11 protein-coding genes, 1 tRNA gene and 1 other RNA gene are annotated in these 13,349 nt (G+C 62.5%); 5 read left to right on the top strand and 8 right to left on the bottom strand.

The window, feature by feature from the left end; translation table 11 throughout:
- The gene (locus B5E42_RS03765; RefSeq protein WP_087236821.1) at positions 1-309 is read right to left on the bottom strand and encodes a DUF1292 domain-containing protein; all 309 of its coding nucleotides are present in this window, start codon (positions 307-309) and stop codon (positions 1-3) included.
- Between the two features lie 305 nt (positions 310-614).
- On the opposite strand from B5E42_RS03765, the gene B5E42_RS03760 reads away from it, so the two are divergent.
- Positions 615-3,326 (top strand): transglycosylase domain-containing protein, encoded by a 2,712-nt coding sequence (locus B5E42_RS03760; protein WP_087236820.1) that lies wholly within the window; start codon positions 615-617, stop codon positions 3,324-3,326.
- A gap of 259 nt (positions 3,327-3,585) precedes the next feature.
- On the opposite strand, the gene B5E42_RS03755 is transcribed toward B5E42_RS03760, so the two are convergent.
- The 5 genes from B5E42_RS03755 to B5E42_RS03735 all read right to left on the bottom strand — a co-directional run bounded on the left by B5E42_RS03755 (position 3,586) and on the right by B5E42_RS03735 (position 9,131).
- Complete coding sequence (locus B5E42_RS03755; RefSeq protein WP_087236819.1) at positions 3,586-4,422, bottom strand: hypothetical protein; 837 nt, start codon at positions 4,420-4,422, stop codon at positions 3,586-3,588.
- Positions 4,423-4,431: 9 nt separating this feature from the next.
- Positions 4,432-5,793, bottom strand: coding sequence for a hypothetical protein (locus B5E42_RS03750; RefSeq protein ID WP_087236818.1), 1,362 nt, complete (start codon positions 5,791-5,793; stop codon positions 4,432-4,434).
- On the bottom strand, positions 5,780-7,567 hold the full coding sequence (locus B5E42_RS03745) for an ATP-binding protein (RefSeq protein WP_343214173.1): 1,788 nt from the start codon (positions 7,565-7,567) through the stop codon (positions 5,780-5,782). The genes B5E42_RS03750 and B5E42_RS03745 overlap by 14 nt, the downstream gene beginning before the upstream one ends.
- A 296-nt stretch (positions 7,568-7,863) precedes the next feature.
- Positions 7,864-8,574, bottom strand: a complete 711-nt coding sequence (locus tag B5E42_RS03740; RefSeq protein WP_087236817.1) for a response regulator — start codon at positions 8,572-8,574, stop codon at positions 7,864-7,866.
- A gap of 20 nt (positions 8,575-8,594) precedes the next feature.
- Positions 8,595-9,131, bottom strand: coding sequence for an NUDIX hydrolase (locus B5E42_RS03735; RefSeq protein ID WP_087236816.1), 537 nt, complete (start codon positions 9,129-9,131; stop codon positions 8,595-8,597).
- 186 nt (positions 9,132-9,317) lie between these two features.
- Here B5E42_RS03735 and B5E42_RS03730 point away from each other — a divergent pair, with 186 nt between their 5' ends.
- The 4 genes from B5E42_RS03730 to ssrA all read left to right on the top strand — a co-directional run bounded on the left by B5E42_RS03730 (position 9,318) and on the right by ssrA (position 11,536).
- Positions 9,318-9,812, top strand: coding sequence for a hypothetical protein (locus tag B5E42_RS03730; protein ID WP_087236815.1), 495 nt, complete (start codon positions 9,318-9,320; stop codon positions 9,810-9,812).
- A 64-nt stretch (positions 9,813-9,876) separates the two neighbouring features.
- Positions 9,877-10,350 carry an SsrA-binding protein SmpB gene (smpB, locus tag B5E42_RS03725; RefSeq protein ID WP_087236814.1) on the top strand — a complete coding sequence of 158 codons (474 nt, stop codon included), beginning with the start codon at positions 9,877-9,879 and terminating at the stop codon, positions 10,348-10,350.
- Positions 10,351-10,390: 40 nt separating this feature from the next.
- Positions 10,391-10,912, top strand: coding sequence for a peptidylprolyl isomerase (locus tag B5E42_RS03720; RefSeq protein ID WP_087236813.1), 522 nt, complete (start codon positions 10,391-10,393; stop codon positions 10,910-10,912).
- Between the two features lie 276 nt (positions 10,913-11,188).
- Positions 11,189-11,536, top strand: a transfer-messenger RNA (tmRNA) gene (gene ssrA / locus B5E42_RS03715).
- Between the two features lie 198 nt (positions 11,537-11,734).
- Here ssrA and B5E42_RS03710 read toward each other — a convergent pair.
- Both B5E42_RS03710 and B5E42_RS03705 read right to left on the bottom strand, forming a co-directional pair.
- Positions 11,735-12,874, bottom strand: a complete 1,140-nt coding sequence (locus B5E42_RS03710; protein ID WP_087236812.1) for an IS3 family transposase — start codon at positions 12,872-12,874, stop codon at positions 11,735-11,737.
- Between the two features lie 397 nt (positions 12,875-13,271).
- Positions 13,272-13,348 (bottom strand) — tRNA-Pro (locus tag B5E42_RS03705).
- Position 13,349: the final 1 nt, after the last annotated feature.

Raw genomic sequence — 13,349 nt, 5'->3', positions numbered from 1 at the left:
TCAGTCCCCTTCGTCCTCGTCGGCAAAGAGGGACTCCATAAACTGCTGGTAGACCGCCTCCAGCTCCTCGTCGCTGTCCAGGGTGGAGAGCTGCTCCTCCCCGTTTACCAGCACGGTCTTGAGGATGATGAGGCCGTAGTCCTCCTCCTCCCCGTCGGCGGGCTCGCCGTCCTGTCCGGCGGCCACGGCGGGGAAAAAGGCCATGTAGGTCTGGCCGTTGTACTCCAGGGTGTCCAGATGCTCCAGCTCAAATTCATTGCCGTCCTCGTCGGTGACGGTGATGAAATCCGGGCCAAATTCTTCACTCATATCGGCTACCTGCCTTCCGTTTCTTCCTGCTCTATTGTATCCCGTCCCGGCCCAAAATGCAAGAGTGTGGACAGCCAAATTTTTCATCCGGGGGCATTTGGCCCTCGAAACGACTGAAAAAACATGAAATCAACGGGGAAAATCCCCGGATTTTTCGCAGATAAATCATAAAATTATTCTAAAGCAGGGTATGATTAGGGTGGACAAGCGGGCAGATCATGGTATAATAGGCGCAAGGCGCCGTACCATGCGGCGCCGGACTTGCACCCATCCACCCGCGCTCACCGATTTACGGAGGTGTTCTTTTGGCTACAACATCCAATCAGGCCCCGCAGCCCGGACGGAAGCGGCCGCGCAGGCAGCGCTCCACCGCGGCGACGGTGGCCGTCACCATAGGCAAGGTGGTCGGCACCCTGCTGCTCATCGGGATCATCACCGCAGTGATTCTGATCTGCTTTGCCGCCAGGTACATCCAGACGGTGATCATCCCCCAGGCCCACATCGAGGCCAACTTCGTCATGGATCAGACCAGCATCATCTACTATGAGGATCCCAACACCGGGGAGTATGTGGAGCATCTCTCCCTCCACGGCGATGAGAACCGCATCCTGGTGGACTATGAGGACATCCCGGAGGACATGATCAAGGCCACAGTGGCCATCGAGGATCGAACCTTCTGGGAGCACCACGGCGTCAACTGGCGCCGCACCCTCTACGGCGTGATCCTCATGTTCACCGGCCAGGACATTCAGGGCGGCTCCACCATCACCCAGCAGCTCATCAAGAACTTCACCGGCTATGACGACGTGACGGTGAAGCGGAAGATCCAGGAGATCTTCACCGCCCTGGATTTTGAGAAAAACTACTCCAAGGAGCAGATTCTGGAGTGGTACCTCAATTACATCTATCTGGGCGACACCTGCAGCGGCGTGGCCACGGCTGCGGAGCACTACTTCGGCAAGGATCTGTCGGAGCTGTCCCTGGCTGAGTGCGCCAGCATCATCTCCATCACCAACAACCCCACCATCTACGGCCCCAACTCCAACGTGCGCATGACCAACGAGGACGGCGAGGTGACCACCGGGCGGGAGCGCAACAAACAGCGCCAGGAGCTGGTGCTCTGGACCATGTGGGACCAGGGGATCATCACCGAGGAGGAGTACCAGGCCGCCGTGGCGGAGGAGCTGGTCTTTGTCTCTGACGTGGACGAGGAGGAGCCCGCCACCATCTACAGCTGGTACGATGAGCAGGTCATCACCGACGTGATGAACGATCTGATGGAGCAGTACGGCTACTCCGAGCTGGTGGCCTCCGACATGGTGTATTCCGGCGGCCTGCGCATCTACGCCTGCGTGGATCAGAATGTTCAGAGCATTGTGGAGTCGGTGTACTCCGACCGGAGCAACCTGGAGCTCACCAGCAACTCCGGCCAGGAGATCCAGTCCGCCATCGTGATTGTGGATCCCGAGGGCAACATCGTGGGTTTGGCGGGCGCCCTGGGGGACAAGACCACCAACCGGGGCTGGAACTACGCCAGCCGCTCCCGGCGGCAGCCCGGCTCCTCCATCAAGCCTCTGAGCGTCTATGCCCCCGCCCTGGAGGCCGGGCTCATCACCCCCGCCTCCGTCTTTGACGACTACCCCGTCCAGGTGCTGGGCGGCAGCGCCTGGCCCCTGAACAACCCCCAGACCTACCGGGGGCTGGTGACAGTGGCCGACGCCCTGCGGGTGTCCTCCAACCCCGCGGCGGTGCGGGTGCTGCAGATGCTGGGCTTTGAGAACTCCTTCAACTTCATGCAGGACAATTTCCACATCGATCTGGAGGAGGGGCTGGAGGTCAACGGCGAGATCAAGAACGACCTGGGCTCCAGCCAGCTGGCCCTGGGCGGCCTGACCAACGGCGTGCGGGTCATCGACATGGCTGCGGCCTACTCGGTCTTCCCCCGGGACGGCCTGTATATCGAGTCCCGCACCTATACCCAGGTGACCCGCATCGCGGAGGACGGCACCGAAGAGGTGATCCTGGACAATACCAACCGGGAACCGGAGGCGGTGCTCTCCAGCGAGACCACCTACTATATCAACGACATGCTCAAGGACGTGGTCACCGGCGGCAACGGCGCCACCGGCACCGCCGCCCAGATCTCCGGCATGACCGTGGCCGGCAAGACCGGCTCCACCAACTCCAACACCGACCGGTGGTTCGTGGGCTACACCCCCTACTACACCGCCGCGGTTTGGGTGGGCTATGACACGCCGGAGCGCATCTACGCCAGCGGCAACCCGGCCGTCACCATGTGGGAGAAGGTCATGAGCCAGGTGCACGAGGGCCTGGAGAACAAGGACTTCACCCAGCCGGACGGGCTGGTCACGGTGCAGATCTGCCGGGACAGCGGCCTGCGGGCCAGCGAGGCCTGCCTCAACGACCCCAGGGGCAGCCGGGTGCAGAGCATGACCCTGTTCGCCGACGACGTGCCGGCGGAGACCTGCGCCATGCACGTGTCGGTGGAGGTCTGCACCGACAGCCCGGTGCTGGACAGCAGCGGCACCGCCATCGAGGGTCTGTACCACCTGGCCGGGGAGTTCTGCCCCCGGGAGGCGGACGAGAGCCTGGGCATCACCGAGGGCACCGTCCAGACCATCGGCATCCTGGACTACACCCGGGAGCTGGTGGGCGGCGTGAGCTCCCCCGACGGCAACTACTTCAAGAGTTTCCTGGACGCCCAGGGCACCTGCGACGTCCACACCACCGCTCCGGAGCCTGTGGAGCCGGCGGGCTACGATCCCAACAGCTTCGACATCACGGATCCCTCCACCTGGCCGCCGGTGAACGACCCCCGGTATGAGAACTTCGATCCGGAGAACCCGGCCACCTGGCCCACGCCGGAGCCGGAGGAGACTCCCGGCACCGAAACCCCGGGCACCGGGGAGACCACCACGCCGGACACCACGCCTGCCCCGTCTCCCACTCCGGCGGAGACGCCGGGCAGCGAGCCCTTCATTCCGGCCTCCCAATAGCAGGCAAAACCGCCCAGGGAGAAAGCCTCGCAGAGTTCCGTTCTCCGCAGAGGACGGAATAAAATCAAAATCTGTCATTTCCGGCGACATGTGCGTCGGAAATGACACTTCTCATGGCGGAAGGGGTGACTTTTTGGGAAGAAACCGAACCCCTTCCGCCATGCAGCTTCCTCAAAAAAGTGGCTCCAGCCACTTTTTTGACTCGCAGAAACCGCCCCGCCGGCTGTGCCGGCGGGGCGGTTCCTTTTTGGGCTCCGATTCAGGTCTGATCCGGGGTCAGAACCCCGGTATAGGCGTCCACATAGTAGGAGCCGCTGTCGGTGTCGATGCGCCACACCGGGGTGAGCTCCACCGGCCGGGCGGCCCCGCTGAGGAGGTAGCCCGCCGTCATGCCGTCCACCCGGCCGCAGACATAGCCCCCCTCGTTGATGCCGCTGAGGAAGCGAACCAGGATGGAGGCGGCGGACAGGGGCTCCCCCCGGGCAGAGGCCTGGGTGGAGGTGCCGGAGAGGCGGCTGCCCTCCAGATGTACCAGCTCGTCCCCCTCCCACGTCAGGACAACGCGGCAGGAGAACACCGGAGCATCCTCCCACTCCTGGTGGAAGGTCAGGCGCACCTGGCCCGAGGCCTCGTCCCGCTCCTCCGTCTCCAGCGCACCTTGGAAGCCGATGCGCTCCAGACAGGCCTGGGATGCGTCGACGTGGGAGCGGTCGTGCTCCTTCACCCAAGCTCCCGGCTGGAGGGAGACGGAGAAGGTGCCGTTCATGGAGAACTCCGCCATCCCCCCCTCTCCCACGTAGAGCTGGCGCACCTCGTTCTCCCCCTGGCGCTCCGCGCTTCCCAGCAGGGTCTGGGCCACCTGGGCCTCGCTCTCCCGGTCACGGGTGACGGTGAGCGGGCGCAGCTGGGTGTCTGCCGGCAGCCGCTCCGGGCCGAAGGTGATGCCGTTCTGCTCGAGCACGTCGATGGCGGCCTGGCGGGTCTCCTCCTCATAGCGTGCGCTGCGGCTCCCCTGGAGCCCGGCCAGGAGCAGGAGGCACACATTGACGCACACCAGCAGGAGCAGAATGATGTTTTTCAGCTTGGGCCATTCCATGGCGCACTCCTATCTGGCGACCCAGCCGGCCTGGACTGTGTCGCCGCCGTTGTCCGTATAGCACAGGAGCAGCTCCCGCCCCTCGGGGGACAGGGCGTCCAGGGCGGCGGCGGCCTGCCGCTCCGGGAGCAGAAGGCTGTGCTCCGCAGTCTCCTCGTACTCCCGGAAGCGCAGGGTATAGTCGGTAATCTGCCCGTCCTGCACGGTGAAGCGGGCGGCACAGCCGTCCTCGGGCAGCAGAACGGCCGCGCCGTTGAGGCTGTACCCGAAGCTGACCGTCACGGCCCCGTCCCCGCCCGTCTCCACGCCGGCCAGATAGAGCCTGGCCGCGCCGCAGGTGCGGCCCACCGTGTCCGCTGCCAGCCGGCGGGTGGTCTCCACCAGCTCGGTGACGGTGTAACCGTCCTCCCCCACCGGGTAGCGGGTGGGAAGCTCCTCCGAGGTGTGGTAGGTCACGGTGCCGTCCCCGCCGATCTCCAGGGTCTCCCGGCCCAGGCGCAGCCGCAGGCCTCCGGGGATGGCGTAGATGGCGTCGCTGGACACCTGGAAGGAGAGGGACTCCTGAAGGGCTGAAACGGCGTTGGTGTCGGTTCCGGACAGGGGGGTGGAAGCGCGGAACACCGCCGGGCTGGGGGTGGCGGCGGAGAGGAGCACATAGGGATCCAGCCCGTCATAGCCGCCGCCCTCCTCCAGCTCAAAGACAAAGGAGACGCCGTTGCCGCCGTAGCCGGTGACCAGCTCGTCCATGTGGCCCTCGTAGGCCACCGCCGTCCGGCAGGCATAATACAGGCCGTCTTCCACATTATGATAGTACAGGGAGACCCCGCCGCCATCGTCCCGGGCCACGGCCACCTGCCGGGCGGCGGCGGTGAGGTTGGGATTGCTCCCCCCCTCCACCATCCAGGCGCACAGGGCCTCCAGGGGGATGTCCCCCAGGAAGTCGAACCAGACGCCCGGGGCGCACAGGGCGTCCCGCCACGCCTGCTCCGTCACCTCAGACGGGGCGGCGGCGCTGGAGAGGGCCTCGCTGAGCAGGATGCCCAGGGAGGAGAACATCTGGTCGGTCTGAGCCGTGTCGTACTGGACGGCAAACCGCTCCGAGCCGTCGGAGACGGAGAGCCGCACCGGCTGGGCCGCGGCGGAGGACTGGATGGAGCCGCCCGGATCGCCGGTGGAGGCGGTCTGCTCCTGCCGGAACAGGGAGGTCAGGTTGTCCAGCCAGCCCCGGGGGCCCTGCCCGGCCAGCTCGTTGAACAGGAGCACCCGGAGGGTGAGGGCCAGGGCGGACAGGGTGAGCAGGACGATGAGCAGGCTCTTGAGCCGCTCCAGCCCGCTGTGCCTGCGGCGGCGGGGATGCTTATTTCCAGCCATGGCCAGGCCCCTCCACCAGCAGCGTGATGCGCACCGTCAGGCCCGGGCCGGGGCGGTCTACCAGCTCGATGGTGCCCTGGTGGCGGTCAATGATCTCCTTGGCGATGGACAGTCCCAGGCCCGTGCCGCCGGACTCCCGGGAGCGGGCCTTGTCCACCCGGTAGAACCGCTCAAAGATGCGCCCCCTGTCCTCCTTGGGGATGCCGATGCCGTTGTCGGCCACCTCCATCCACACCCGCTTGCCCTGCACCCCGGCGGACAGGCGGATGCGCCCCCCGTCGGGGGTGTACTTGATGGAGTTGGACACCACGTTCATCATGACCTGGAGGATCCGCTCCCGGTCGCCCACGATCTCCGGCAGGCTGCCGGGCAGCTCCAGCTCCATGGTGTGGCCGTGGCGCTGGGCCTCCAGCCGGTTGGCCTGATATACGTCCCGCACCGCCTCCCCAAAGTCGAAGGGGGCCAGGTTCAGCTCCGACCGGCCGGAGTCGAACCGGGACAGGGTGAGCAGATCCTGCACGATGTGGGTCATGCGGTCGGACTCGTTGAGGATGACCCCCAGGAAGTTCTTCTCCGTCTCCGGCGGGATATCCCCGGCGTTGTCCGCCAGGGTCTCGGCGTAGGAGCGGATGTTGGTCAGCGGGGTGCGCAGCTCGTGGGACACGTTGGCCACGAACTCCCGGCGCATCTCCTCGGTCTTGCGCTGCTCGGTCACGTCGTGGATCACCACCAGCACGCCGCCCAGCCGCTCCTGGTCGAAGGGGGTGAGCAGCAGCTCCAGACTGCGGCCGTCCACCTCCCGCTCCCCGTCCAGATAGCCGGGCTGCTCCACCGCCAGCACCCCCTGGAGGGGGGCCACGTCGGAGAACAGGGTGTCATAGCTCTCGCCGCCCCCGATGGGGATGGCCCGGCCCAGCATCCGCTCGGCGGCGGGGTTGGACTGGATCACCGTCCCGTCCCGGGAGAAGGCCACCACGCCGTCGGTCATGTGGAGGAAGAGGGTGCCCAGCTTGGTGCGCTCGTTCTCCACTTCCTCCAGGGTGCGCTTGAGCTGCTGCGCCATGTCGTTGAACGTGCCGGTGAGCACGCCGATCTCGTCCCGGGAGGCCACCTCGATCTTGTGGGAGAAGTCCCCGTCGGCCACCCGCTCGGCGCCCTCGGTAAGCCGCTCGATGGGGGTGGTCAGGGTCTTGGACAGCAGGAAGGACAGCAGCACCGAGATGATCAGGCCGAAGATCAGCGCCTCCACAATCAGGGTGATAAGCTCGCTGTTCAGGGCGGTGGCGTTGGCACCGTTGTCCAGCACGTAGACGATATACCGGCTGCCCCCCCGCTCCACCGCCACCGCCACGTCCATGTAGGAGGCGGTGGGGGTGCTGTCGCTGCTGACCTGCTCCCCCGCCAGCACCCGCATCAGGTTGCGGGAGTCGTCGGGCAGATCCTGTCCGGCGCTCTCCTCGTCGGAGCCGGCCAGCCAGTGGCCGTCGGTGCCGTCCAGCACGTAGTATTTCCGGTTCCGGTTGTCAATGCCCAGGGCGCTGTTGGCATTGAGAATATAGGCGATGCTGGAGGCACCGTCCTCCTCCCCCTCAATGGGCGTCCCCAGATCCGTCAGGAAGTCCGGGTCGCCGAAGGCCTCGGACATCTGGGTATAGAAGTCCTGGGTGTAGTAGTTGGCCACCGAGTTGATCAGGAACGCCCCCACCACGGTCATCAGAGACACGATGAGCAGCGTCATGATCAGCATCAGCTTCATGTGCAGGCTGCGAAACACGGGGAGCCCCCCTCCTGAGTGTGGATATTCTGAGCGGCTGCAGGCCCCCGCTCAGGCGTTGAAGTAGTAGCCCAGGCCTCTGCGGGTCACCACAAACTGGGGAGAGGCCGGGTCATTGCGCCCCGCGCGGCAGGCCGTGCGGGAACCCCAGTTCAGATTCTATCTGCTCGGCGGAACTGAATTCCGCCGGCATCAAGATTTTGCCCTTGGGGCAAAACACTTGGACGGCGCTGAGCGCCGTCCCCGCTCTGCGGGGCCCCGTGGAGGACGCCCCGGCGTCCACCCTTGGCATATGTTCAGGCGTTAAAGTAGTAGCCCAGGCCTCTGCGGGTCACCACAAACTGGGGAGAGGCCGGGTCGTCCTCCACTTTTTCCCGCAGGCGGCGGACTGCCACGTCCACGGCCCGCACGTCGCCCACGTAGCCCTCGTAGTTCCACACGTGCTCCATCAGGGCCTCCCGGGAGAACACCTTCCCCGGCTGGGAGGCCAGGAACTTGAGCAGCTCGTACTCCCGCTGGGTCAGCTCCAGGGGCTGGTTGTCCTTGTAGGCCACCATCAGATCCGGATCAATGGCGATGCGGCCGTGCTCAATGCGCTCTCCGCCGCCGGTCTGGGCGGCCCCCGCGGCGGCGGATACCATCTCATTGCGGCGGATGTTGGCCTTCACCCGGGCCAGCAGCTCCCGCATGGAGAAGGGCTTGGTGATGTAGTCGTCGGCCCCCAGCTCCAGGCCCAGAACCTTGTCGGTCTCCTCCTCCCGGGCGGTGAGCATGATCACCGGCGTGCTCCGGTTCTCCTTGCGGAGGTTGCGGCACACGTCGAAGCCGTTCATCTTGGGCAGCATCAGATCCAGCAGGATCAGATCCGGGTTCTGCTCCAGGGCCAGCTGGAGCCCGGCGGCGCCGTCATAGGCCTCCAGGGTCTCATAGCCCTCCCGGTTGAGGTTGAAGGTGAGAATATCCACAATGTTCTTTTCGTCTTCCACAATCAGAATACGCTTGCTCATCGTATGCTCCCCTTTCCCGTTTACAGGCCCAGCAGCAACTTGGCCTTCAGCACCAGGGCCACCGTCTTGGCGTCGGTGATCTCCCCGGCCATCACCCGCTCCGCCAGCCGGGCGAAGGGTACCCGCTCCACCTCCAGGAACTCGTCCTCGTCGGGGTGGCACTCCCCCTGGGTCAGCTCCTGGGCCAGATACATGTGCAGCACCTCGCTGGAAAACCCGGGAGAGGCATACAGGCAGCCCAGATAGGTCAGCTTCCCGCAGCGGGCGCCCACCTCCTCCTCCAGCTCCCGCAGGGCGGCCAGGCGGTGATCCTCCCCCTTCTCCAGCTTGCCGGCGGGGAGCTCCTCCACCACCGCGCCGAAGGGGTAGCGGAACTGCCGCACCAGGGGCACCGTCCCGTCGTCAAACAGCGGCAGGATTGCCACCCCGCCGGGGTGCTCCACCACCTCCCGGGAGGCAATCCGGCCATTGGGCAGCTGTGCCCTGTCCAGGCGCACGGTAATGATCTTCCCGGAGAAGAGCACCTGGCTCTCCACCGTCTTTTCCATCAGTTCCATCCGGCCCATCTCCTTTGCCGCCGCGCGGCGTATCCTTGAGTAGTTAAGCAATATTATAGCATAGTTTTCCGCCCCGCGCCACCCTCTCCTTTGCCAATCCCCCCAATCATTACAGCTATCCAAACCTGCGGCCTATCCGGTATAATACCGCTCAGATATCCCAGTTCATGAAAAGGAGGCCCCGCCATGACCATCCAGCCCATCTCCGACGCCAGCGTGGCGCTGTACATCACCCCCGCCGATCTGAAGGAGCACGGCCTCACCCCCGCGGCCCTCACCCTGGAGAGGGCCCTCTCCCTGGCCCGGGACGCCTTCCGTGAGGCGGGCATCGAGCTGGCGGGGCCGGTGGAGATCGAGGCCTATCCCGGCACCTGCGGCGTGCTGGTGTTCGCCCGGGTGCGCCCGCGGTCGCGGGTCTGGTTCTCCTTCGGCGGCCTGGAGAGCCTGGCCGCCGCCGCCCGGGCCCTGCCGGAGCCCCGGCCGGACGCCGCCCTGCTCTGGTGGGACGACCGCTGGTGGCTCTCCCTGGAGGCCGGCGCGGCGGGGGCCGCCGCCCGCCTGTCCGAGTTCGGCCGGGCAGAGTCCTCCCGCCCCCACCTGGAGGCCAGCCTGGCCGAGCACGGCCGCCCGGTGTGGCGCCGGGACGCCCTGAACGCCCTGCTTACATACTTTCCCGTCTGACCACTTGACAGCCGTGTTATAATAGATACCTAAGCGTGCAGGGCGGCATCCAGGAGGTGAGGACATGGACGGCAAGGGGATCAAGGTGATCGCCAAGAACAGCAAGGCCTACCACGACTACTTCATCGAGGATAAGTACGAGGCGGGCATCGAGCTGGCGGGCACCGAGGTCAAGTCCATCCGCCAGGGCCATGTCAACCTGAAGGACTCCTTCTGCATCGTCAAGGACGGGCAGATGCACGTCCACGGCATGCACATCAGCCCCTATGAGAAGGGCAACATCTTCAACAAGGATCCGCTGCGCGCCCGCCGGCTGCTGATGCACAAGCGGGAGATCCTGCGGCTCTTCGCCAAGGTGAAGCAGGACGGGTACGCCCTGGTGCCTCTGTCGGTGTACTTCCGTGGGCCGCGGGTGAAGCTGGAGATCGGCCTGGCCAAGGGCAAGAAGCTCTATGACAAGCGGGCCTCCGCCGCGGCCAAGGACGCCAAGCGGGAGATGGACCGCGCCATGAAGACCCGCGGCCGCCGCGACTACTGAGAAAACAGCGGGGCCCGGCCCCGGGAAAGGATGAAATGACATGGCTCAGAACCCCATTGTCACCATTGAGATGGAGAACGGCGGCAAGATGGTCGCCGAGCTCTACCCCGAGGTGGCTCCCAACACGGTGAACAACTTCATCAGCCTGGTGCAGTCCGGCTTCTACAACGGCCTGATCTTCCACCGGGTAATCCCCGGCTTCATGATCCAGGGCGGCTGCCCCAACGGCAACGGCATGGGCGGCCCCGGCTACTCCATCAAGGGCGAGTTCACCCACAACGGTGTGAAAAACGATCTCAAGCACGACCGGGGCGTGCTCTCCATGGCCCGGGCCATGCACCCCAACTCCGCCGGCAGCCAGTTCTTCATCATGGTGGAGAAGGCCCCCCACCTGGACGGCGAGTACGCCGCCTTCGGCAAGGTCATCGAGGGCATGGAGGTGGCCGATGCCATCGTCAGCGCCGACCGGGATCGGATGGATAAGCCCCATCAGGATCAGCGGATGAAGTCCGTCACCGTGGAGACCTTCGGCGTGGATTACCCCGCGCCGGAGAAGTGCTGATTTCGAAGCTCAACAAACTAAATTCACGCGGATATGTTCTGTGACCTCCCCTCTCCCGGCGAAGCCCAGCGCAAGCGGGTTCGCCGGGAAGGCGAGGAGCAAGGGAATGAAGTGAGGGATGCCCGAAAGGGCGTCCCGAACAGAATGGACTTTGCAGAGTCAGGCCTCCAGGCGAAGCCCAGCGCAAGCGGGTTCGTCTGGAAATGGAGGAGCAAGGAAATGAAGCGAGGAATACCCGAAAGGGTGTTCCGAGTGAAATGTACTTTGCGACGACATGGGGGCGTACTGGTTTCGACGGGGACGTAGAGGCGGGAATAGCGGGCGGATGCGCCCAGCATCCTTAAAATGGGCAACTTATAAATTAAAGAACAACGATAACGTTGAGCTTGTCGCGGCTTAAGCCGTGACCGTCCCGCCCGGAAGGACCACGAGCCGGGATGGGGCGTCGTTGAGTGGTGCCCGTGTGTGCGCAAAGCTTTGAGCGCACCATGAACAATGAAGCTACCAAGCCCTGTAGTTTGACGGCCTACGCCAGGGCAAGGGAATGTAAATGACCGTCTGCGCCCGGAGAAGTTCCCGAGGAAGCGTTTTCGGACGGGGGTTCGACTCCCCCCGCCTCCACCAACTGGATGAGGGTAGGAGTATTGAACAGTTTTCTTAGACTGTCTAATACTCCTACCCTCGTTTTATGGGAGAAAGTCTTGTTATTTCAGGCTTTCTCTTTTCTCATGTGTGGCCCGCCTACTTTATCGCAAAGATGAAAGTCGCAAGCTTGATGGTTGAAAAAACGAAAAATACCTAATTTTGAACCCTTTGCCCAGATCAGCCTGTCCGCTCTCTCTTTTGCGCATGGAGCAATTCGAACCCATCCGGCGTCTTGTAGTTGAGCGTGCTGTGAGGGCGCTTAGTGTTGTAAAATTCTATGTAGGTATCAACACTTCTCATGAACTGGTGCTCGGAGTGATATTGGGTCCGATAAATCTCCTCTCGCTTCATGGAGGCAAAGAAGGACTCGGCTACAGCATTGTCATGAGGACGGCCGGACTTCGAGAAAGATTGGACAACCTTGTTCATGCGAAGTAGTTTCCGGAATGTGTTGGATGTATATTGCGGGCCTTGGTCGCTGTGAAACATCAGCTGCTGGGGCTTATTTCTATTCTGATATGCCTGACGAAAGGTAGAGGTAACCAGATAGGTACTATTCTTTGGTGATACTCTGTGGGCTACTACTTTACGTGAGAAAAGGTCGAGTATTACGCAGACATAGAGATACTTGCCATTAACCTTAAAGCAAGTGATGTCGCTGACCCAAACGCGGTTCGGGTCATCCACTTTGAACTGCCACTGTAACATGTTTTGCTTTTTTGCCAGCCGCTCACTTTTCTGATAATCGCGTTTGGAGTAGATGGATACACTTTGTAATCCCATTTCTCTCATTAGTTCAGCCACATACTTGGGCGAAGTCCGAACGCCTCGCTCTGCCAACACAGCAGCGATTTTATTTGCGCCAAACCTTTGCTGGCTCTCATCGAAAGCTGCCTGGATATGCTCTTTCATCTCGACCCTTCGTTTATCATAGGCCGTTACTTCTTTCCGCCGGAAGATATGGTTGTAGAAGGTACCGCGGGATACACAAAGAGCCTCGCACAAGGCATGGACACTGTACTGACCGTGCAGTTTGGCAAGCTCCTGCAACTTTTCCTGAAGCGGCGCTGAAACCGTGCAGTTGACCTTTTGTAAAATCTCAATCTTCTGCTCCAACTTTTGAAGTTTCTGTTTCATTTTGATAAACGCCTGCTGGCTGACAGCATGACCGGAGTCTGTCATGGTCACAGTGTACGGCTTGATCCATGTGTAGAACGTACTCCTGGGCACGCCGGTGTCGGCACAAATCTCGGCGACGGATTCACCGGCCTGGTAGCGGACAACCAGAGATCCCTTTTCTTCTGTGCTGATGCGCATAATTTGATTCCTCCTATGCAATGCTGTAGAATGCTATTGTACAGGAGAAAATCAAATTTACAATGGCGTACAGTTAGGAGAACGGCGACAGATGAACCATTATCCGAATTGTAATGTGATATGTTAAAATATATAAAACTTTGCAATCCCCAAAAAGTAATCGAAACAACAACAGCATAAAACACAGGGGGAAAATCAATAAAGCCCTTGCCATCAGGCATAAATAAATGCCGCATCCCCTGTTTGCTAAAGTTGTCACAAATAACATATTAAATAAGAATAAACAAGGGCAAGGTTATATTCCCCTGCCCTTGTCCGTCAAATCACATTCTCAATAGAAATGAAAAATCCGAATTACACTATCCATCTGGATAATGTAATTCGGATCCTCATGAGTTGGTCCGAGTGACTGGATTCGAACCAGCGGCCTCTTGAACCCCATTCAAGCGCGATACCAAACTTCGCCACACCCGGA

Origin of the sequence: Flavonifractor sp. An10 (assembly GCF_002161215.1) — a bacterium.
GTDB lineage: Bacteria > Bacillota > Clostridia > Oscillospirales > Oscillospiraceae > Flavonifractor > Flavonifractor avistercoris.
The sequence above is the reverse complement of the archived record's forward strand: the minus strand, read 5'-3'. Positions and strand labels throughout refer to the sequence as shown.